Annotated in this window: 19 protein-coding genes; 3 read left to right on the top strand and 16 right to left on the bottom strand. The window is 60.6% G+C overall.

Going from position 1 to position 20,186, the window contains the following annotated elements:
* Positions 1-26: 26 nt before the first annotated feature.
* Together FHL07_RS00095 and FHL07_RS00090 are read right to left on the bottom strand one after the other, a co-directional pair.
* Positions 27-1,454 carry an FAD/NAD(P)-binding protein gene (locus FHL07_RS00095; protein ID WP_138737902.1) on the bottom strand — a complete coding sequence of 476 codons (1,428 nt, stop codon included), beginning with the start codon at positions 1,452-1,454 and terminating at the stop codon, positions 27-29.
* Positions 1,455-1,528: 74 nt separating this feature from the next.
* Positions 1,529-2,929 (bottom strand): LLM class flavin-dependent oxidoreductase, encoded by a 1,401-nt coding sequence (locus FHL07_RS00090; RefSeq protein ID WP_138737901.1) that lies wholly within the window; start codon positions 2,927-2,929, stop codon positions 1,529-1,531.
* Between the two features lie 261 nt (positions 2,930-3,190).
* On the opposite strand from FHL07_RS00090, the gene FHL07_RS00085 reads away from it, so the two are divergent.
* On the top strand, positions 3,191-4,417 hold the full coding sequence (locus FHL07_RS00085; RefSeq protein ID WP_095000000.1) for an acyl-CoA dehydrogenase family protein: 1,227 nt from the start codon (positions 3,191-3,193) through the stop codon (positions 4,415-4,417).
* 94 nt (positions 4,418-4,511) lie between these two features.
* On the opposite strand, the gene FHL07_RS00080 is transcribed toward FHL07_RS00085, so the two are convergent.
* The 12 genes from FHL07_RS00080 to FHL07_RS00025 all read right to left on the bottom strand — a co-directional run bounded on the left by FHL07_RS00080 (position 4,512) and on the right by FHL07_RS00025 (position 16,617).
* Positions 4,512-5,489 carry an ABC transporter permease gene (locus tag FHL07_RS00080; protein WP_095032378.1) on the bottom strand — a complete coding sequence of 326 codons (978 nt, stop codon included), beginning with the start codon at positions 5,487-5,489 and terminating at the stop codon, positions 4,512-4,514.
* Entirely contained in the window at positions 5,486-6,481 is a 996-nt protein-coding gene (locus FHL07_RS00075; protein WP_094999998.1) for an ABC transporter permease, read from the bottom strand. Before FHL07_RS00075 ends, FHL07_RS00080 begins: the two co-directional genes overlap by 4 nt.
* Positions 6,468-8,012, bottom strand: a complete 1,545-nt coding sequence (locus FHL07_RS00070) for a sugar ABC transporter ATP-binding protein (protein ID WP_138737900.1) — start codon at positions 8,010-8,012, stop codon at positions 6,468-6,470. The genes FHL07_RS00075 and FHL07_RS00070 overlap by 14 nt, the downstream gene beginning before the upstream one ends.
* The gene (locus FHL07_RS00065) at positions 8,009-8,956 is read right to left on the bottom strand and encodes a sugar ABC transporter substrate-binding protein (RefSeq protein WP_238705493.1); all 948 of its coding nucleotides are present in this window, start codon (positions 8,954-8,956) and stop codon (positions 8,009-8,011) included. The genes FHL07_RS00070 and FHL07_RS00065 overlap by 4 nt, the downstream gene beginning before the upstream one ends.
* Before the next feature lie 251 nt (positions 8,957-9,207).
* The gene (gene catA / locus FHL07_RS00060; protein ID WP_095018433.1) at positions 9,208-10,134 is read right to left on the bottom strand and encodes a catechol 1,2-dioxygenase; all 927 of its coding nucleotides are present in this window, start codon (positions 10,132-10,134) and stop codon (positions 9,208-9,210) included.
* 42 nt (positions 10,135-10,176) lie between these two features.
* On the bottom strand, positions 10,177-10,467 hold the full coding sequence (catC, locus tag FHL07_RS00055) for a muconolactone Delta-isomerase (RefSeq protein ID WP_095018432.1): 291 nt from the start codon (positions 10,465-10,467) through the stop codon (positions 10,177-10,179).
* Between the two features lie 127 nt (positions 10,468-10,594).
* Positions 10,595-11,713: a muconate cycloisomerase family protein gene (locus tag FHL07_RS00050; protein WP_095018431.1), complete on the bottom strand. Its 1,119-nt coding sequence runs from the start codon at positions 11,711-11,713 to the stop codon at positions 10,595-10,597.
* Positions 11,714-11,740: 27 nt separating this feature from the next.
* Positions 11,741-12,502, bottom strand: a complete 762-nt coding sequence (locus FHL07_RS00045) for a 1,6-dihydroxycyclohexa-2,4-diene-1-carboxylate dehydrogenase (protein ID WP_138737899.1) — start codon at positions 12,500-12,502, stop codon at positions 11,741-11,743.
* Positions 12,503-12,522: 20 nt separating this feature from the next.
* The gene (benC, locus tag FHL07_RS00040) at positions 12,523-13,533 is read right to left on the bottom strand and encodes a benzoate 1,2-dioxygenase electron transfer component BenC (RefSeq protein ID WP_095021162.1); all 1,011 of its coding nucleotides are present in this window, start codon (positions 13,531-13,533) and stop codon (positions 12,523-12,525) included.
* A 69-nt stretch (positions 13,534-13,602) separates the two neighbouring features.
* Positions 13,603-14,091 (bottom strand): benzoate 1,2-dioxygenase small subunit, encoded by a 489-nt coding sequence (gene benB, locus FHL07_RS00035; protein WP_094999990.1) that lies wholly within the window; start codon positions 14,089-14,091, stop codon positions 13,603-13,605.
* Positions 14,088-15,446: a benzoate 1,2-dioxygenase large subunit gene (benA, locus tag FHL07_RS00030; protein WP_094999989.1), complete on the bottom strand. Its 1,359-nt coding sequence runs from the start codon at positions 15,444-15,446 to the stop codon at positions 14,088-14,090. Before benA ends, benB begins: the two co-directional genes overlap by 4 nt.
* Positions 15,447-15,660: 214 nt before the next feature.
* Positions 15,661-16,617, bottom strand: coding sequence for an AraC family transcriptional regulator (locus FHL07_RS00025; protein ID WP_095023288.1), 957 nt, complete (start codon positions 16,615-16,617; stop codon positions 15,661-15,663).
* Between the two features lie 191 nt (positions 16,618-16,808).
* Here FHL07_RS00025 and FHL07_RS00020 point away from each other — a divergent pair, with 191 nt between their 5' ends.
* Together FHL07_RS00020 and FHL07_RS00015 are read left to right on the top strand one after the other, a co-directional pair.
* Positions 16,809-18,143, top strand: a complete 1,335-nt coding sequence (locus FHL07_RS00020; protein WP_095018428.1) for an amidohydrolase — start codon at positions 16,809-16,811, stop codon at positions 18,141-18,143.
* Between the two features lie 539 nt (positions 18,144-18,682).
* The gene (locus FHL07_RS00015; RefSeq protein WP_094999986.1) at positions 18,683-19,012 is read left to right on the top strand and encodes a hypothetical protein; all 330 of its coding nucleotides are present in this window, start codon (positions 18,683-18,685) and stop codon (positions 19,010-19,012) included.
* Positions 19,013-19,064: 52 nt separating this feature from the next.
* Here FHL07_RS00015 and FHL07_RS00010 read toward each other — a convergent pair whose 3' ends face one another.
* Both FHL07_RS00010 and FHL07_RS00005 read right to left on the bottom strand, forming a co-directional pair.
* Positions 19,065-19,526 carry a hypothetical protein gene (locus FHL07_RS00010; protein ID WP_095021165.1) on the bottom strand — a complete coding sequence of 154 codons (462 nt, stop codon included), beginning with the start codon at positions 19,524-19,526 and terminating at the stop codon, positions 19,065-19,067.
* A gap of 196 nt (positions 19,527-19,722) precedes the next feature.
* A partial coding sequence (locus tag FHL07_RS00005; RefSeq protein ID WP_202979095.1) for an electron transfer flavoprotein subunit alpha/FixB family protein occupies positions 19,723-20,186 on the bottom strand: 464 nt, incomplete at its 5' end.

The raw sequence follows: 20,186 nt of genomic DNA, 5'->3' as shown, positions 1-20,186 counted from the left end.
CTGCGGGAGAGGGTCGGGGGGGGGTATTACAGCGACGCCAATCGCTCAGCCAATGCCTTGGCCTGCAAGGCAACATCGGTTACCGCGGTACTTTCCCACCACATCCCGCGCAATGGCGGGCCCATCGCAAACAACCGCTGTGAGGGCTTGGCCTGCGCATTCAAAACCGCCCCGCCCGCATCGGCGGCAATGCCCAGCCCCAGATTGCCGGGCCGTATCAACCCGCGCTGCAACAGCTGGCGTGGCAAGGGTTTATCCACCCGGCGCCAGTCGTACTCGATGCCGGTGGAGTTGATCAGGCCATCACCCTCAATCCATACCGCTTCGGATTGCCCGCGATAACGCAGCCGGATCCGTGGCCCTGAGCTATCAACCCCTTGCAGCGACGCCGCATGGATGGTCAGCCGCCCTTCCTCGAGCAGACGCTGCAACAAGGCATCACCCTGAGGCGGCGAACGGTGATGATGGCTCTCCCACCAGGGCCGCACATGGCGTACAAACTGACGGCGCTGGGTATCATCGGCCTGACTCCAGAGCCTGGCGATATGCACCCGCACGGTGTCCAGCGGTGCCTGCCAGTCGATCCCGAGGGACTGGGCCAGGGCACATTGGCGGCGCAGTTCACGCAGCAGCTGCAAAGGACTGCGAAGGTCCGGGGCCAGGCTGAGAAAATCTTCCCATACCGGCGGCTGGCGTCGCACATGGGGCAACAGGCCATGCCGGGAAAAAACCTCGATCGGCCCTCGGTGTCCCGCCTGGTTCAGGGACTCAAGGGCATCCACCATGGTCAGCCCCGAGCCGATAATCAGTACCCGGGCATCCACCGGCAGCGCACGCAAAGCCTGGACATCCCAAGGGTCCAGCGCTGCCGCGTTGAGGCCACTGGACTGGCGCTGCGCCGTGCGGGCCGCCGGGAACATGCCGGTGGCCAGGACCGCAACACCGGCCTGCCACTGGCTACCGTCCTTGAGTGTGGCGATAACACCCTGCCCCGGGGTTTGCAGATCGATCACTTCATCACGCACATGGCTCAGGCTTGAGCCCTGCGCTGCGCCGATGGCCTGTGCTTCGGCCAGACGCTGGCGGGCATACACACCAAACAGCCCTCGCGGCGGGAACAGCTCGGCAACCGGCACCTGCTGCACCCCGGACTCGGGCCAGCCACCCCCGGCGATATGAGCCTGCAGCCAGCGGGTCAGGTCGTCGGCATCATCCGGTTCGACGCTCATGCGCGCGGCATTGCCGTTAAGGGTATGGCCCAGCTCGGTGGCGCTGTAGGCCTCGCCCCGGCCCAGTTCGGCCCGGGGTTCCAGCACCACGATATGCCGGGCACCCGGCAAGCGCAGCAGTTGCATGGCCAGCAAGGTACCGCTCAGGCCACCGCCAACAATCAGAATATCGGCCGTGCGGATGGCAGGGGTTGCCTGTCCGCTTGGCACATCACTTGAGGTCATTCACTCGTTCCTGGATTTATTGAGCGCTGAACGCAGAGTCAGTCACTGACCCTGCCTGTGTCCAGCCCCTGGTTTCAAGCAGGCTCTGTTGCGCGGCTGCGATTGAGTTCGCCCAGGTTGCGGTAGCCCGCCCCCGGATGCCCGTGTACCAGACGCGGACCTTCGCCAAACAGCTTCTCGCGCAGGGTGCCCGGCGCGTAGTCCTTCTTGTACACGCCGCGCTTTTGCAGTTCCGGCACCAACAGCTCGACGGCATCGATAAAGGTCTCGTGGGTGATGGCGTAAGCCAGGTTGAAACCGTCCACATCGGTCTCGGCCACCCATTCTTCGAGCAGGTCAGCCACGGTTTCGGGGCTGCCGACAAACAGCGGGCCAAAGCCGCCGATGCCCACCCAGTCGGCCAGGGCATTGGGGGTCCAGACAGTGTTGGGGTCCGCCGTGGAAAAGGTCTCGACCGCCGACTGAATGGCATTGGTGTGCACATGTTTGAGCGGCTCGTCAGGCTTGAACTGACTGAAATCAATGCCGGTCCAGCCGCTGATCAGGGCCATTGCGCCTTCGTAGCTGACGTAGCTTTTGTATTCTTCGAACTTGGCCTTGGCCAGGGCATCGGTCTCGCCGAGGATCACTGTCTGCAGATTGAAAATCAGGATTTTGGCAGGGTCTCGCCCGGCTTCGGCCGCACGGCGGCGGATATCGGCGACGGTTTTTTTCAACAGCACCTTGGACGGCGCCGCGACAAACACGCACTCGGCCTGTTCAGCGGCAAACTGCTTGCCCCGGCCGGACGCCCCTGCCTGATAGAGCACCGGAGTGCGCTGCGGCGAGGGTTCACAGAGGTGAATGCCCGGCACCTGGAAATGTTTGCCGTAGTGGTGGATTTCATGAATTTTGCCCGGGTCGCTGAACACCCGTCGCTCGCGGTCGCGCAGGATGGCGCCCTCTTCCCAGCTGCCTTCCCAGAGTTTGTAGCAAACTTCCAGATATTCCTGGGCATAGTCATAGCGCGCATCGTGCTCGGTCAGCGCTTGCTGCCCGATGTTCCTGGCGCCGCTTTCCAGATACGAAGTGACAATATTCCACCCTGCACGGCCTTTGGTCAGATGGTCAAGGGTCGACAGCCGACGAGCGAACGGATACGGATGCTCAAACGACAATGAGGCGGTCAGGCCAAACCCCAGGTGCTCGGTCACCAGCGCCATCGGCGGGATCAGTTGCAGCGGGTCATTGACCGGCACCTGCACGCCCTGGCGGATCGCCGCATCGCCATTGCCGCGATACACGTCATAGATTCCCAGCACATCGGCGATAAACAGTCCGTCGAACTTGCCACGCTCAAGGATCCTGGCCAGGTCTGTCCAGTATTCAAGGTCCTTGTACTGCCACGAGCGATCACGGGGGTGGGCCCACAAGCCCGGGGATTGATGACCGACACAGTTCATATCGAAGGCATTGAGACGGATTTCACGGGACATCCAATTACTCCACGGCAAGGCTTTTGAAAGCGCTATTGCACAGGCCGTGCCGGACAGGCCCCTGCCTTGCGAGTACGAGCCTGCTTGCCCGCGCAAGGATTCTTGGTGCTCATTGCTGTGCGATTTGCGTACAACCTGATTGTTAACTGTTGCTCAGCAGTCAGTTGCCAAGGCCTGACTCCCGGTTTTGCGGGCTCGTCGCCTGCGGCACAAACCCTGCAACCCCCCACGACAGGAACCTTCCATTTCAGGAGAACTGCCATGACCGCATCACCTCTGTCCGTGGGCACCGACTACGAGACCCTGGCCAATCGTTTTCGCCCGCTGTTTCGCAAAATCGCCGCCGGCACGCTTGAACGCGAACAGGCCCGCGAGTTGCCCCATGAACCTATCCGCTGGCTCAAGCAGGCAGGTTTTGGCGCAGTGCGGGTGCCGGTTGAATACGGCGGCTCCGGAGCGTCCATCGGCCAATTGTTCCAGTTGCTGATCGAGCTGGCCGAGGCCGACTCCAATATCCCGCAAGCCCTGCGCGGCCATTTTGCCTTTGTCGAAGACCGTCTCAACGCTTCGCCAAGCCCGGAACGCGGGGCATGGTTCGCACGTTTTGTGGCGGGCGAGCTGGTGGGCAATGGCTGGACTGAAGTGGGCGCGGTAAAACTGGGGGAAATCCTCACCAGGATCACCCCCCACGGCGACAAGTACCTCCTCAACGGCGCCAAGTACTACAGTACCGGCAGCCTCTTTGCCGACTGGATAGATGTCTATGCCCAGCGTTCGGACAACGGCGCCGATGTGATTGCCCTGGTGCATGCCCATCACCCCGGCGTCACCCAGAGCGATGACTGGGACGGCTTTGGCCAGCGCACCACGGGCAGCGGCACCTCGGTGTATGTCGACGTGCCGCTGAGCGCCGAACACGTAATCCCCTTCGAAACACGTTTCAAATACCAGACCGCTTTTTACCAACTGGTGCTGCTGGCCGTACTCGCGGGTATTGGTCGTGCGGTGGAGCGCGATATTGCGCAAGAAGTGCGTGAACGCAAGCGGGTGTTCAGCCACGGCAATGCCGAGACCGCCAGTGGCGATGCGCAAATCCTGCAAGTGGTCGGGCAGATATCGGCTCAGGTCTACGCAGCCGAGGCGCTGACCCTACGCTCGGCCGAACCGCTGCAGAGGGCCTATGTCGCACGCCTGGCCGAGGATATTGAGGCCGAGCGCCTGGCCAATATCGACGCCGAAATCGAGACTTCCAAAGCCCAGGTAGTGGTGTCGGAATTGATTCTGCGGGCCACCAGCGATCTGTTCAATGCGCTGGGAGCCTCCGGGGTCAGCGTCAGCAAGGCGCTGGATCGCCATTGGCGCAATGCTCGCACTGCGGCCTCCCACAACCCGTGGATCTACAAGGCGCGGATTGTCGGGGACTGGGCGGTTAACGGTACTGCGCCGCTGTATGTTTGGCAGATCGGCAATAGCCTCAAAGCAGGCTAGACAGCGGTGTGGCCGCGGGCCTCGCGATGCAGACAGCGCGGGGCATTCGCACCAGCACAGGGCTGCCACCGCAGGCAAACCAGCCCCTTCAGGCTTACTGCTGCGCCTGCAATCGCCGACTGCCAAAACTGAACGCCAGCACCAGCAAAATCAGCGCCCCGGTCGCCACCTGTTGCCAATAGAAATTCCAGCCGATCAACAGCAACCCATTGGCAATCACATTGATAAACAACACCCCCAGCAACGTGCCGGGGATGTTGGCGCGTCCGTTGCGACTCAAGGTAGTGCCCATAAACACTGCACCGATGGCATTGATCAAAAACGCATTGCCCGACATCGGTACATAAGCATTGACCGTGGAACTGAGCACAACCCCGGCCACGGCACAGGCCAGCGCGCTGGCAATAAACACCTTGAGGCTGATCTGGCGGATCGACAGGCCCGAATATCGCGCCAGTTGCACCTGAGTGCCAACCGCGAGAATTTCTCGCCCCAACCGCCCTCGGGCCAGAATCACCCCGTATACCGTCGCCACACCCAGCACCAGCCACAAAGGCAAGGGCACACCCAACCATGACATCGCGCTAAGCCCCGGCAACAGGTTCTGCGCGATATAGATCGGCTGCCCACCCTCGGACAGCAACTGCTGAATACTGGTGCCGATAAACAAGGTGCCCAGTGTCGCCAGAAATGGCGTGATGCCAAGACCCGCGATCAGCCCCGCATTAAAACCACCCACCAGCGCCCCGGCCAGCAGGGCGCCGGAGATGGCAACGGGCAGGCCATGACCGCCATTTAACAGCACGACAAAGGCCAGGCTGGCGAAATCCACCGCGGTGCCCACCGACAGGTCGATCCCCCCTGCCGCCACAGCCCAGGTCATGCCAATGGCGACAATCGCCAACAGCACGAAGTTGTTCAGCAGCAGGCTGCTCAAATTGCCCAGGGTCAAAAATCCCGGCGCAGCCACAGCGAAAAAAACCACGATCACAACGATCAAGAGCGGCAGAATACCGCGCAGCAGGCGGGATATAAGCACCGCGGATACCGGCGTTGCAGCGAGCGTAGTCATTGTCCACCCTCCTCTTTGCGCAAGGCACTGGACATGGCCACCACCAATAGAATCAGCACCCCCTGCACACCGTTGACCCAGAAGCTGGCGATGTTCAGCAGTTGGAAACCGTTAATCAAGAAACCCAGCAGCAACGTTGCCAACAAGGTGCCGGGGATATTCGCCACCAGCCGCCGGGAGAACACCACACCGAGAAAAGCAATGGCCACAACCGACAGCAGCATGTCCCCGGAACCGGTGGTGCTGCCGCTGAAAAATGCCGCCGAACAAAATGCTGCAACCGCTGCACACAGCCCGGCAATCAGGTAGCTGGAAAACACATAGCGGCCTACGCCCAGCCCGGCCGCCCGCGCCGCCTGGGGGTATTCGCCCACCGCATACAGGCGCAAGCCATAAGGGCTGTGCTGAATCAACAAGCCCAGCAGCAAGGCAACCCCCAGCAACACCCAGGCCAGTACGGGTACCCGCAGCCATTCACCAGTGGCCAGGATGTCGAGCAAGGCCGAGTCGGTGGGCAGTACGCTGTTTTGGGTCAGCACCAGCTCCAGCCCGGCAATCAGGTTCATGCTCGCCAGGGTGGCGAGCAGCGGCGGCAGACGCAGCACCACTACGGTAAAACCGTTCAGGGCACCCACCGCCAGCCCGCAGAGCAAGGTCAGGCCAATTGCTTGCGCGGCGTTCAGCCCCGCATTGTTCAGGCTGCTGTAGACCGCTGCACAGAGGCCCAGATTGGCCGCCAGCGACAGGTCAAGGCCACCCGAAACCACATTGGAACCACCACCAATCACCACACAGGTAAGGCCGAAGGCGAGAATGCCGAGGATCGCCGACTGGGCAAACACGTTGGCGATATTGCCCGGGCTGAGGAAGTTTGGCGCACTCACGGCGAACACCGCCAGAATCAGCAAAAGCGCCAGCAGTGAGCCGCGCCTCAGAAGCAGCAAGCCAAGCCGTCGGGCCAGCGGTTGGACGAGGATTTCAGACGAAGGCATGTGCAGGCTCCTGCTCGCATTCAAGGGCCACAGTGGCTAATTCCCGCGCCCCCGTGGCACAGGCCAGCAAACGATCGCTGTCGACCTCGCGGGCATCGAATTCACCGGCCAGCGCACCACGGTGCATGACCAGAATCCGGTCACTAATGCCAATCAGCTCCGGTAAATCAGAAGACAGCACCAGCACCGCCGCACCTTGCTTGGCCAAGCGGCCGATCAGGCGATAGATCTCGACCTTGGCGCCGATATCGATACCGACACTGGGTTCGTCGAGCAGATACACCGCACAGCCCTTCCCTAGCCATTTACCCAGCGCGACTTTTTGCTGATTGCCGCCACTCAACTGCGAGACCCTGGCGTCATGTCCGGCGGTCTTGATCCCCAGCTCGGCAATCAGCCGATCGCTCTCCCGAACCTGTGCCGCAGAACTCAACAGCCCCCAGCGACTAAAGCGCGACAAGCCGGCCAGAGTCAGGTTTTCCATGACCGAAAGCAGTGGTGCAACCCCGTGGCTGCGACGCTCTTCGGGCACCAGCGCGATACCTTTGCGCACCGCATCGCGGGGCGACTTGAGGCGCGTAAGGCGTCCCTGCAAATGCACGCTGCCCTGCTCGGGCTGCACCAGGCCAAACAAAGTCTTGAGCAGTTCCTTGGCACCAGAACCCACCAGCCCGGTCAGCCCCAACACTTCACCTTTGCGCAGGCTCAAGTGGATATCGCGATACGCCAGACCAGCACTGAGCCCCTTCAGTTCGAGCACCACCTCACCCGGCGTTACCACGGCCTTGGGGTACATCTCGCCGACCTCGCGATTGACCATCAACCGGGCAATCTGTGCCGTCGAAGTACTGCGCGGATCCACCACCGCCACGGCACGACCATTGCGCAACACGGTGACCCGGTCGCACAGGCTTTGGATTTCTTGCAGATAATGGGAGATGTACACAATCGTCAGACCCTGATCGCGCAGACGGCGGATAATGGCCAGCAACTGGTCAACCTCGCGCTTGACCAGTGACACGCTGGGCTCGTCGAACACCAGGACTTTCGGCTTGGCCAGCAAGGCCCGGGTAATTTGCAGAATCTGTCGCCGGGCGCTGTCCAGCTCGCTGACCAGCGCCCCGGCGGGGAACTCCAGGTCGAAATACTCACGCAACAACCGTGCGGCCTCGCGGTCCTGGGCACGCCGGCGGATAAAAGGCCCGCGCCTGAGTTCGCGGCCGAAGAACAGCGCTTCACCTACGGTAAAACTGGCGGGCAACAAGCGCTCCTGGTGAATGAAATGCACGCCCAGCGCCTCAATCTGCCGCGGGCTCAACGCCGCAAAAGACTGCCCGTCCACTGCCAGGGTGCCACTGTCGGCCCGATGGATACCTGCCAGCACTTTGATCAGGGTTGATTTACCGGCACCGTTTTCACCGACCAGCCCGTGAATGGAGCCTTGCTCGACGCGCAGATCAACGCCATCCAGCGCCCGGGTGGCCCCGAAAGACTTGGTGATGCCCTGCAAATGCAGGGCGGGAGACGTCACTGATCGCCTCGCAGCTTTTGCACCTGCTCAAGGTTCGCAGCAGTAGTCAGCAGGGTCGGCACCTGGGTTTCCCTGGGCAGGTCATGTTGCCCGGCCAGATAGCGCGCCACGTTTTGCACAGCGGTTTTGCCGATCAAAGCCGGTTGCTGGGCTATCACCGCACCGACCGGCGAGTCGCTGCGTTTGAGCAACTCCAGCACTTCGGGCGTGCCATCGACGCCATAGGTCTTGATCTCCGTACGCCCGGCATCCACCAACGCCTTGCTCGCGCCCAATTGCGGAATATCCCAGGCAGACCAGATCGCGGTTACGCTGCCCTTGGGGTATTTGTTGAGCAGTGCACTGACCTGACTGTAGGCGTCTTGCACGGTATTGGGGATCACATCACGCAGTTCGGGATCAATGATTTTCAGCTCGGGATGATCCTTGAGCGCCAGTTTGAGCTGGTCATAGCGGATCGCACACACCGGCACCCCGTAAAAGCCGTTGAACACCAGAATATTGCCCTTGGCGCCACTGTCGGCTACCAACTGGTCGGCCAGATGCTTGCCGGTGGCGACGTTGTCCGATGTGGTGTTATTGAGGCTGTATTGCGACGGCGCATCAATCGTAAACAGAGGAATGCCGGCCTTGCTGATACGCTTGAGCCAGGGATCGATCACGCTCAGGGTGCCCAGGGTCTGGATCACCGCATCGGGTTTCTGGGTGACCACGGTTTGCAGTTGGGTCACCAGGTTTTTATCGTTGCGCCCAGCATCCAGGGTGATCGGTGTGCCGCCCAGGCGCCTGACTTCGGCAACCTGGGCGTCGAAGGCTTTGACATCAAAGTAGTGACTGGTGCCGGTCATGCTGATGGCAATGCGTTTGCCGGCCAGGGAAGGCACATCGTTGTCGTCGGCATGGGCCAGTGTGCCCAGCCCGACGCTGACCACCGCCAGCGCCATGGCCTGCCAGAAGCGTGTAGGGAAAAAGTGCGGTTTGCGCGAGGTGGCTGCAGGCATGACAGTGTTCCTGAAGGGTATTTCCAGGAGCTTTGCACAGACCATGCCGCAGCCCTTTGAGCCAGTGGCGCCGGCGGGCAGCGCTGTGGCACGGTTCCCAGAGCTGCCTGTTTGCCAACAGTCTGTCGGACCACTGTTGCCGGGCAAACACTTGCAGACCGGCACGGGTTCTCAGGCCTCGCTGCAGCCTGCTGTCAAACCTGCTGCAAGGCCCGCGGGCGATGGCTGCGCTGTTCGGCAGCAGGCGCAACGGCCTGTTGCAACTGGAAGTCGAACCTCAACTCGGCATAACGCCCGGCAACACCACGGGCACCGTCGTCGCGAAACTGCACTTCACCCACCAGGCCGTCGCGGGTGGCATAGGCAAAGTCGTCCCACAGGTACTTGTCCCCGGACAGGTTGATCTGGGTGGTCAGGTGACGGTGACCGGGAGCCGAGATAAAGAAGTGCACATGGGCCGGACGCTGGCCGTGACGGCCCAGTTGGTCAAGGCATTCCTGGGTCGGCCCCTGCGGGTCGCAGCCATAGCCCGAGGGCACGATGCTGCGGGCACGGTAGCGGCCCTGGGCATCGGTGATGATACGTCGGCGCAGATTGTACTCGGACTGGCTCTGGTCAAAGAACGAGTAGGTACCCTTGGTGTTGGCGTGCCATAGATCAACCGTGGCACCGGCCAGCGGTTGGCCCGAAAGATCGAACACCTGCCCTTCGAGGAACATCACGGTGGCAACACCCTCCTCGCTGCCGTCGTCCATCCGTGCCAACCCTTCGTACACCGGGGCACCGGCCACATACAGCGGGCCTTCGATGGTACGCGGGGTGCCGCCAGTCTGACCGGCCTGCTCGTCCTTGGCGTCCTGCAACAGGTCGATAAAATGCTCGATGCCCAGCCCGGCCACCAGCAGCCCGGCTTCCGAGCGGCCGCCCAGGCGGTTGAGATAGTCCACGGACTTCCAGAATTCATCTTCAGTGATGTCCAGGTCTTCGATGATTCTGGCGCTGTCCTGCAAGATGCGCAGGATGATGCTTTTCAGGCGCGGGTTGCCGTTATCGCTGGAAAAACCTGCGGCTTCCTTGAAGAAGCGCTGGATGACTTCGGTGTGGGAAATTTTCACGGTCATGGGGCTCACCTCATCTTGTTCTTGTGCAAGGGATAGAAAGCGTTAGCGGTCGTCGCTGTGGATCGAGGACGGGTGGCGGCACAGCCCTTCAATCTCGATATCCATGTAGGGAAAGAGCGGCAATTGCAGCAGGGTGTCATGCAGTTCTTCGACACTGACCACGTCGAACACGCTGTAGTTGGCGTAGTGCCCGGCGATGCGCCACAGATGGCGCCAGGTGCCTTCCTGCTGCAGCCGTTGAGCCAGTTGCTTTTCGTCGGCTTTGAGTTTTGCGGCCTTGGTCGGGTCCATGTCCAGGGGCAGATTTACGGTCATTTTTACGTGGAAAAGCATGGGGCTCTCCTTGAAGAAATAGGGGAAGTGGCTGTGGGAGCGGGCTTGCTCGCGATAGCATCAGCGCGGATGCACCGAGTCGTCTGCATCGCGAGCAAGCCCGCTGCCACAGGGGTTTTTCAGAGTGTCAGCGGCTAAAACGGGCCAGGCGCTCTTCGTCCAGCGTCAGGCCCAGGCCTGGAGTGCGCGGGATATGCAGCTCAAAATCACGGTACTGCGGCGCCTCGGTGACGATGTCTTCGGTCAGCAGCAGTGGCCCGAACAGCTCGGTGCCCCAGGTCAGTTGCTTGAGGGTGAGGAAAACATGGGCCGAGGCCAGGGTGCCCACCGAGCCTTCAAGCATGGTGCCGCCATACAGGGCGATACCGGCGGCCTCGGCGATATGAGCAGTGCGCAGCACTGCACGGGGCCCGCCGTTTTTCGCGATCTTGAGGGCAAATACACTGGCCGCACCGTCCGCCGCCAGACTGAAGGCGTCCTCGACACTTTCGATGGATTCGTCGGCCATGATCGGCGCCGGGCTGCGCAGATTCAGACGCACCTGCCCTGAACGATTAGCCCGGGAAATCGGCTGTTCGATCAGGTCGATACCGTGGTCACCCAGCACCTGGCAACCACGAATGGCCTGGGACTCGTCCCAATACTGGTTGACGTCAACCCGCACACTGGCGCGCTCACCCAGGGCCTTTTTGATCGCCAGCACATGTTTGAGGTCCTGCTCCAGCGGGTTGGCACCGATCTTCAATTTGAAGATGCGGTGGCGTCGCAGGTCGAGCATCTGCTCGGCTTCGGCAATGTCACGGGCAGTGTCACCGCTGGCCAGGGTCCAGGCCACTTCCAGACTGTCGCGCACGCGCCCGCCCAGCAACTCGCTGACCGCCAGCCCCAGGCGCTTGCCCTGGGCGTCGAGCAACGCGCTTTCGATACCCGATTTGGCAAAGGTATTACCCTTGGCAATCTTGTCCAGGCTGTGCATGGCGGCGTTGATATTGGCCGCGGGCTTGCCCACCAGCATCGGTGCCAGATGCGCATCGATATTGGCCTTGATGCTTTCCGGGCTTTCGTAACCGTAGGCCAGGCCGCCGATGGTAGTGGCTTCACCGACACCTTCGATACCGTCGCTGCAACGCAGGCGCACAATCACCAGGGTCTGTTTGCGCATGGTGTGCATGGCCAGCGTATGCGGGCGGATGGTGGGCAGGTCGACGATCAGGGTCGTCAGGCTTTCAATCAGAATTTGGCTCATGGCAGTTGTCCTTTTTTATCAGAGAAGTCAGCCGAGGTCGCCGCCACCCACCGGCAGGGTCACGCCGGTGATATAGGAGGCCTCGTCGCTGGCCAGAAACAGGATCGCGCCGACCTGCTCATCGAGGCTGGCGTAACGTTTCATCAGGCTGCTGTCGAGGGTCTGGTCAACGATTTGCCGGTACCAGACTTGCTCCTCGGGGCTTTGCTCGTTCTCATTGCGCGCAATCCGCCGCAGTGGTGCCTCAGTGCCCCCGGGGGCAGTGGCGTTGACGCGAATCCCGCGCTGGGCATTCTCGAACGCCAGGCAGGCAGTCAATGCATTCACGCCGCCCTTGGCCGCGCCGTAAGGAACGCGGTTGACGCTGCGGGTGGCGATTGAAGAAACATTCACAATCGCCCCGCTGCCCTGTTCGAGCATGTAGGGCAGCGCCGCATGGCAGCACCACAGAGTGGGGAACAGCGAGCGACGAACTTCGGCCTCGATTTCCTCGGCCCGGTAATGCTCGAACGGTTTGGCCCAGATGGTGCCGCCCACGTTGTTGACCAGCACATCGAGGCGGCCAAAGGTATTCACCGCTGCAGCCATCACCCGCACACAATCGGTGTATTGCTCCAGATCGGCAGTCAGGGCCAGCACGCCTTCGCCCTGCAGCTCAAAGACCAGCTCGGAACGGTCCACCGCAATCACTTGCGCGCCCTCGCCCAGCAGACGCTCGCACACGCGACGGCCAATGCCCTGGGCGGCGCCGGTAACCAGCGCGACCTTGTTGTGGAATCGGTTGTTCATGGCTAGCTCCAATCAAAGTGTCAGGCCGCAGCGGCAAACTTCTCGTAGTAGAAATTGGCCGGGGTAATGCCCTGCTCGCGGATATACAGGTTGACCGCTTCCACCATCGGCGGCGGGCCGCACAGGTACACATCGACGTCGCCCTGGTTGAGGTGGCCCGGTTCGATATGCTGGGTCACATAGCCCTTGAGCGGGTGCTGGCTCTGCGGGTTGGCCACGCAGGCGCTGAAGCTGAAATTGGCGATGCGCTCGCTCAGGGCATGCAGGCGATCCAGCTCCACCAGATCGAAGTCGTTGCTCACGCCGTAGATCAGATGAACCGGGTGGGCACTGCCCTGCTCGGCGATTTTTTCCAGCATGGCGGTGAACGGCGCCAGCCCGGTACCACCTGCCAGCAACAACAAGGGCCGCTGGATCTGACGCAGGTAAAAGCTGCCCAAAGGGCCCGCCAGGGTCATGCTGTCGCCAGCCTTGGCGATGCCTGTCAAAAAGCTGCTCATCAGCCCGCCCGGGACATTACGGATCAGGAAGCTGACCTCGCCATCCTTTTGCAGGGTGCTGAAGGAATAGGCCCGGCTCTGCCCGCTGCCGGGTACCTGCAGGTTGACATACTGGCCCGGCAAAAACGCCAGGCTGCCCAGGGACTCGCCCTTTATCGACAGAGCGATGGTGCTCTCGGACAACTGCTGCACATTGCTGATAACGGCATCAAAACTGGCCTGTTGGGTCTTGCACAAGGTCGAAGAAGCAGGCACCCGCAATACGCAGTCGCTGGCGGCGCGCATCTGGCAGGTCAGCACATAGCCCTGCCCGGCCTCCTCTGCGCTGAGGGCGTCTTCGATATAGTCCTCGCCCAGCTCGTAGCGGCCAGCTTCGGCAAAGCACTTGCAGGTACCGCAGGCACCGTCGCGGCAGTCCAGCGGGATATTGATGCCCTGGCGGTAAGCGGCGTCAGCGACGGTTTCCTGGCCATTGGTCTCGATAAAACGGGTAACTCCGTCTTCGAAGTTGAGGGCAATTTGAAAACTCATAATGTACCTCGCAGGCAATGCCCGGCCCGGGCACCCACAGGCACTCTCAGGCACGCATCACAGCCTTGATCAGATGTGGTAGATGTCGATGACCTGACGCACGTAGTCATTCTTGAGCACGACTTTCTTGGCCTTGATCAGCGGCTGTGGGCCGCGCATGTCGAGGGTGTAAAAGCTGGTGCCGAAGTAGCTGTCGGTGGTCTTGTAGCGAAAGCTGAGGGTGTGCCAGTTAAAACGCACTTGGCACAGGCCGTCGGCCTGGTCGACGATCTCGATATTGCTCAGGTTGTGCGAAGTGCGGGTGTCGGGCACGGTCGCGCTGGAGCGCTCGGTCTTGATGCGGAACACGCGATCTTCCAGGCCACCGCGGCTGCCGTACCAGATCAGCGAGATTTCGCTTTGCGGGTCTTCGGTAAGGCGGTCGTTGTCATCCCAGCACGGCATCCAGAAACTGGCATCGGCGGCGTACAGCTCAAGCCACTGATCCCACTGGCCGTCGTCCAGGTAACGCGCTTCGCGGTACAGAAAATCCCGCACAATGGGGTAAAGGCTGTTCATTGCACAGCCTCCACGGGGATCAGCGCGGGCTCGCCGCCAGCCGCCTTGAGCATGGTTTGCTGCCAGTATTTATGTTGCAGCACAAACAGGCCTTCGTCTTCGGTACGCACCCCGGACAACAGCGGCTTGAGGTCGATTTCTGCGGCGGCGGCATCGGCGCCTTCGACCCAGTGTTCGGCCCCGCGGGACATGTCATTCCAGCCGCGACCTGCACCGTAACCGGTCTGGCAGGAGCGGAACTCTTCCAGATCGTCCGGAGTGGCCATGCCGCTGACGTTGAAGAAATCTTCGTACTGACGGATGCGCTTGGTGCGCGCCTCACTGCTTTCGCCTTTGGGCGCGATGCAGTAGATGGTGATCTCGGTCTGATTCACGGAGATGGGCCGGGCAATGCGGATTTGCGAGCTGAACTGGTCCATCAGGTACACATTGGGGTACAGGCACAGGTTGCGCGAGTTCTCGATCATCCAGTCGGCACGGGCCTGGCCGAAATCACGGGCCAGTTCGTCGCGGCGCTCGTAGGCCGGACGATCTTCGGGGTTGGCCCAGCGAGTCCAGAGCAGCAGATGGCCATGGTCGAAGGAGTAGAAACCGCCGCCGCCCTTGGCCCAGCTGCCGGCGCTCATGGTTTTGATTTCTTCACCCGCTTCACGCAGGGTGCGCTGGTTTTGCGTGGCCGCGTAGTTCCAGTGCACGGAGCTGACGTGATAGCCATCGGCGCCGTTTTCGGCGGTCAGTTTCCAGTTGCCTTCGTAGATATAGGAACTGGCACCGCGCAGCACCTCCAGGCCATCGGCGGACTGGTCGACGATCATGTCGATGATCTTGGCGGATTCACCCAGATGCTCGGCCAGGGATTTCACATCGGGGTTGAGGCTGCCAAACAGAAAGCCGCGATAGGACTCGAAGCGGGCCACTTTGGTCAAATCATGGGAGCCTTCGCAGTTGAAGCCTTCGGGGTAACCGGCGGCACCCGGATCCTTGACCTTGAGCAGCTTGCCGCTGTTGTTGAAGGTCCAGCCGTGAAACGGACAGGTATAGCTGGCGCGGTTGCCGGTTTTGTGCCGGCACAGCATGGCGCCGCGATGGCTGCAGGCGTTGAGAAAGGCGTTGAGTTCACCGGCCTTGTTACGCGCGATAAAAATCGGCTGGCGGCCCATGGTGGTGGTCAGGAAGTCGTTGACGTTGGGGATCTGGCTCTCGTGGGCGAGGTAGATCCAGTTGCCCTCGAAGATATGGGTCATTTCGAGTTCAAAGAGGTCGGGGTCGGTGAACATCTCACGCTTGCAGCGGTAGATACCCTTGTCTTTGTCGTCTTCCAGCATGGCATTCAAGTAATCGATACCCAGGGACATGGCCAGGGCCTCCGTTGTTATTATCCAGGCCGGGTCAGGTTAGGGAGTCGATGTCCGGGGCACTATCCGTTTACTGCGGATCGTTATCCGGTTAGTGCAGGCAAGACGGGTATTTCAGTGGGAGCGGGCTTGCTCGCGATCCAGGCAGCGCGGTGTTCCGCTGACACCGCAGCGATCCCATCGCGGGCAAGCCCGCTCCCACAAAAGCCGTTGCTCAGTGCCGGCGCTTGAAGGTGCTTGAAGGCAGCTCGCCGTACTGCAAACGGTAGCTTTCGGAAAAACGGCCCAAGTGCATAAAACCGTAATCGAGCGCCAGCTCTGTGAGGCTGCGTACCGTGCAGCTCGGGTCGTTCAGGCAGGCATGAATCCGCGCAAGTTTGCGCTGGCGAATGTACTGCAAGGGCGTCACGCCCAACTGGCGCTCAAACAGGCTGTACAACGAGCGCTGGCTGATACAGGCCTGTGCTGCCAGGTCTTCACCGTTGAGTTCCTGTTTGAGATTGCGTTCGATGTAATCGAGTATGCGCTCAAGCCCGGCACTGGCTGATGCCAGGTTTTCACGGCTGATATTGGTCTGCATCAGGGTCAACAGCTTGCTGCCGACAATCTGCGTGTAGTGCTCCTGCACCCGCAGCAGCGGATCGCTGGCCTCGGACTCCTGGCACACCATGCCCAGCAAACCGATAAAGCCCTCCAGCTCATCGAGCCGGTAGTGATTGCGCATAAAGCGCACACCGCCTGACGGCCGCCGCCAACGCTGATCGTCGCACACCGATTCGAGCAATTTGGCCGGTATTTTGAGGATGAACTTTTCGCAATCCTGAGAGTAAGTCAAATCGACCGGATCATCCGGATTGATCACCAGCAACTCCCCCGGCACCAGGTGCTGCTCGCGGTTCGGGCCGCGCCACAGGCAATTGCCGCTGAGCAGCACCTGCAAGTGAAAGATGGTTTCCAGTGCGGGCGAGGTCACGCGCACACTGCCGCCATAACTGATCCGGCACAGATCAAGCTCGGCGAATTTACGGTGATTGAGGCTGGCCAGCGGCCGGGTGGTTCTGGAAAGGCCGATGCAGTGCTGGCCAACATGCTGGTTTACATAGTCGGACACGGCATGTGGGTCGGCGTGTCGGAACACGCTACTGCGTTCACTCAGCAGGCGGCTATCCATCGGCAAGGTACTCGGTGTTGTCATTATTATGGGTGTTGTCTGCGCCAGAGTAAGCACGACGGCAATGGCAGGGCAATTGGACACTCGGCTAATGGGCGGTAATCGAACGCTTTTAGCCCGGCGGTTGCGCCGCCTGTGCGAAAAACTGGCTTACCCTGAGCGCCCTAAAAACAACAAACAAGAGACCTTCAATGCTGCCCCGCCTTCGCCATGCCCCTTTGTACCTCGCACTGTTGAGCACGCTGACCAGCACCGGCCATGCGGCTGACCTGAGCTGGGTCGACCCCGCCGTCGCGACGGTCAATGAGCAGGTAATCTCCCTGCGCCACACCCTCCACCAGAACCCGGAGATGGGCAATCAGGAATTCAAGACCGCCGCCCTGGTCGCCGAGCAACTCAAAAGCCTGGGCTTGCAGGTGCGCACCCAAGTGGGCAAGACCGGTGTAGTGGCCGTGCTCAAGGGTGGCCTGCCTGGCCCGGTGATGGCCCTGCGCGCCGATATGGACGCCCTGCCGGTCAAGGAAATGACCGGCCTGCCCTGGGCCAGCACGGCCACGGGAGTGCGCCTGGGCAAGACCGTACCGGTGATGCACGCCTGCGGCCATGACACCCACACCGCCATGCTGCTGGGTGCAGCCAGAGTGCTGGCCGAGCATCGCGATCAGGTCGCCGGCACCGTGGTATTCCTGTTCCAGCCCGCTGAAGAAGGCGCGGCAGACCTGGACGAATTCGAAACCGAAACCCTGGTGGGTGCCCAGGCGATGATCCGCGACGGCGCCCTGGACTCCCCCAAGGTCGAAGCCATATTCGGCGTGCATGTGATGGCGGGTTACCCCACCGGTCATCTGTATTACAAGGCCGGTACCGTGCTCAATAGCAGCGACGGTTTTCGCATCATCGTCAAAGGCCAGCAAACCCATGGCTCGGCACCCTGGAGCGGCGTCGACCCGGTAGTAGCCAGCGCAGGCATTATCAACGGCCTGCAAACCCTGGTCAGCCGCCGGGCTGATCTGACCCAGGGGATGGGCGTGATCAGTGTTGGCACCGTCAATGCCGGTTCTGCAGCCAATATCATTCCCGAAAGCGTGGAAATGACCGGCACCATCCGCAGCAACAGCGCGGCAGTGCGCGACACCCTGCTGAAAAAAATGCCACCCCTGGTGCAAGGCATTGCCAGTGCCTACGAGACCGAAGCCAGCCTGCTGCTGGTCAATCATGCGCCGGTCACCAGCAACGACCCGCAGCTTACCGCCGCGATGGTCCCGGCACTGGAACTGGCTGCGCCAGGCAAGGTGCAGTTGCTGCCGGCGTCCCTGTCGCCCAGCGAAGACTTCTCCTACTACGCCGAAAAAGTCCCGGGCTTGTTCGTATTTTTGGGCGCTACGCCTGAAGGGCAGGACATGAGCAAGGTCGCGAACAACCACAGCCCCTACTTCACCGCCGACGATGCCACCCTGGCCACGGGCGTAAAGGCTCATGTGCAATTTGTGATGAATTACCCGGGGCGGGTGCGCAACAGCAACTGAGTGGGGCTCGCCTACCTTGAACTGCCGAAATAACGGGGGTATCGGCTACGGTTGGGGCATTTATCGGGGATGACCGGCATGCTGAAAATCGACCCGCCAGTCACATATGTAGTGCATGAAAATAATCACTACATAAGTATTGACGGCTCGATTTTCCCCCAGCATTATGCAGACGTCTTCCCCACCGGAAGCGCTGGAAAGGGTTGTTGCAAGCATGCTCGACGAGCTGTCGGGCTGTTCCGGGATAGGTACTGCCCACAAGGCAGAATTGATGAAGCTGACCTGGCTTGATCGTCCGCGTCAAAGACGACAGGGGCTAGCGAAACGTCCTCAAGAAGCTTGTGGCTGATGCGTCATGTCACTCAGGCATCCTGGTTCACGCTGCTCTCCTTCGCTTTACGCTCTGTATGTAGTGCCGGGTTTTACTACTACATATGACGAACTCAAGACAGATCTGCTTTGGATGGACACTACGTAGCGCTGCATGTGCAGTTGCGCGAATCAATTAGACAGATCAACGAGTAGTCAAGGAGTTAGCCATGAACCTGAATAACCAACCGACTGTTAACGAGCTGGCTCGACTCTTCGCCGCCCAGAAAGACACGCTGAACGACCATATCCTGTGGATCAGCGAAGCCGGTGATGTACGTATCGATCCTGTGACGTCGTGCAAGGAAGAAACCAGATTCGAGGAGGAACGTCCACAAATGCGCGCCCACCTCAAAATGTACCGCCGTGGCCAAGGCTACGTGGGCAAGAAGGCTGCGGCCGATAGCGACTATATGGCGCGCGTGCTGCAAACCCTGACCCTGACCTGGCAAAAGGCTCAAACCGAGCCTGCCCTGGTAAAAGTTAACAGCTACAGCTGATAACCCGGGCCGTACAAAAAAGCCCCGGATAATCTCCGGGGCTTTTTCAATTTCAAACTTGCGGGGTTTTAATGCATGTTTCCGTACCATGGCCACCGCCATTGTAGTCGGGCGCATAGTATGACTTGTGCAGCGTGGTAGTGTATTGCCCCTTGCTGTTCTGGTCACGGGTAATGGTCGCAAGCCCGATGCCTCGATCCGTGGCGGCCTCCTGGCTGTCATTGGCAAAATACATTGCCAATTGCTGACCCTGGGCGGCGGCGTAGCCTGAATAAGTGGCCTTGTCGCCTCCAAGATCCACTTCAAGCGTGAAGGTATAAGCGCCGAAGTTCTGGCTGAAGTTGCTGGATTTCTCATTCACTTTGACACTCAGGTCGCCCTTGAAGGCCCCGTCATGACTGTCAAACCCTGTGCATTTATAGTTGCCGGTTATATACAGCGGATCATTGACTGCCGTATCGGCCAGTGCAGAACCGGTAAACGCCAAACTAAGCGCAACCACAAGAGTATTCATTACATTCCTGGAGAAGTTACCCGACATAGTCTTACCCTCGATACAACGTAATTAAGGATGGGATATTACCGTCGGGAATCTACACTCGAACTTGTACTTGCATCTATAGAACTACAAAACGGATTGTGGCAAAAGTTGTGCTGCAAGCAGATGGCTTTATTCCTGCGGGAGCGGGCGAACCCGCCCCCTACAGAAGTTAGATCGCCTGCTCCAGCTCAGGCACAGCTTCGAACAAGTCCGCTACCAGGCCGTAATCGGCCACCTGGAAGATCGGCGCTTCTTCGTCCTTGTTGATCGCAACGATCACCTTGGAATCTTTCATCCCGGCCAGATGCTGGATCGCGCCAGAAATACCGACCGCAATGTACAGCTGTGGCGCAACGATTTTGCCGGTCTGGCCGACCTGCATGTCGTTGGGTACAAAACCCGCGTCAACTGCAGCACGGGATGCACCCACACCAGCGCCCAGCTTGTCGGCCAGCGCATACAGGTACTTGAAATTGTCACCGCTCTGCATGCCACGCCCGCCCGAGACGACGATTTTGGCAGCGGTCAGTTCCGGGCGGTCCGATTTGGCCAGCGCTTCGCCAACAAACGACGAAGTGCCTGCATCGTGAACCGCTGCAACCGCTTCAACCGCTGCCGAACCACCTTGCGCAG

It is taken from the genome of Pseudomonas sp. FSL W7-0098 (genome assembly GCF_005930585.1).
Classification (GTDB): domain Bacteria; phylum Pseudomonadota; class Gammaproteobacteria; order Pseudomonadales; family Pseudomonadaceae; genus Aquipseudomonas; species Aquipseudomonas bubulae.
This window is presented reverse-complemented; position numbering and strand designations above follow the sequence as displayed.

What these genes read in the sequence shown, in the direction of transcription:
- FHL07_RS00095 (WP_138737902.1), bottom strand. Translation starts at nt 1,454, where the DNA reads ATGACCTCAAGTGATGTGCCAAGCGGACAGGCAACCCCTGCCATCCGC.
- FHL07_RS00090 (WP_138737901.1), bottom strand. Translation starts at nt 2,929, where the DNA reads ATGTCCCGTGAAATCCGTCTCAATGCCTTCGATATGAACTGTGTCGGT.
- FHL07_RS00085 (WP_095000000.1), top strand. Translation starts at nt 3,191, where the DNA reads ATGACCGCATCACCTCTGTCCGTGGGCACCGACTACGAGACCCTGGCC.
- FHL07_RS00080 (WP_095032378.1), bottom strand. Translation starts at nt 5,489, where the DNA reads ATGACTACGCTCGCTGCAACGCCGGTATCCGCGGTGCTTATATCCCGC.
- FHL07_RS00075 (WP_094999998.1), bottom strand. Translation starts at nt 6,481, where the DNA reads ATGCCTTCGTCTGAAATCCTCGTCCAACCGCTGGCCCGACGGCTTGGC.
- FHL07_RS00065 (WP_238705493.1), bottom strand. Translation starts at nt 8,956, where the DNA reads ATGGCGCTGGCGGTGGTCAGCGTCGGGCTGGGCACACTGGCCCATGCC.
- catA (WP_095018433.1), bottom strand. Translation starts at nt 10,134, where the DNA reads ATGACCGTGAAAATTTCCCACACCGAAGTCATCCAGCGCTTCTTCAAG.
- catC (WP_095018432.1), bottom strand. Translation starts at nt 10,467, where the DNA reads ATGCTTTTCCACGTAAAAATGACCGTAAATCTGCCCCTGGACATGGAC.
- FHL07_RS00050 (WP_095018431.1), bottom strand. Translation starts at nt 11,713, where the DNA reads ATGAGCCAAATTCTGATTGAAAGCCTGACGACCCTGATCGTCGACCTG.
- FHL07_RS00045 (WP_138737899.1), bottom strand. Translation starts at nt 12,502, where the DNA reads ATGAACAACCGATTCCACAACAAGGTCGCGCTGGTTACCGGCGCCGCC.
- benC (WP_095021162.1), bottom strand. Translation starts at nt 13,533, where the DNA reads ATGAGTTTTCAAATTGCCCTCAACTTCGAAGACGGAGTTACCCGTTTT.
- benB (WP_094999990.1), bottom strand. Translation starts at nt 14,091, where the DNA reads ATGAACAGCCTTTACCCCATTGTGCGGGATTTTCTGTACCGCGAAGCG.
- benA (WP_094999989.1), bottom strand. Translation starts at nt 15,446, where the DNA reads ATGTCCCTGGGTATCGATTACTTGAATGCCATGCTGGAAGACGACAAA.
- FHL07_RS00025 (WP_095023288.1), bottom strand. Translation starts at nt 16,617, where the DNA reads ATGGATAGCCGCCTGCTGAGTGAACGCAGTAGCGTGTTCCGACACGCC.
- FHL07_RS00020 (WP_095018428.1), top strand. Translation starts at nt 16,809, where the DNA reads ATGCTGCCCCGCCTTCGCCATGCCCCTTTGTACCTCGCACTGTTGAGC.
- FHL07_RS00015 (WP_094999986.1), top strand. Translation starts at nt 18,683, where the DNA reads ATGAACCTGAATAACCAACCGACTGTTAACGAGCTGGCTCGACTCTTC.
- FHL07_RS00010 (WP_095021165.1), bottom strand. Translation starts at nt 19,526, where the DNA reads ATGAATACTCTTGTGGTTGCGCTTAGTTTGGCGTTTACCGGTTCTGCA.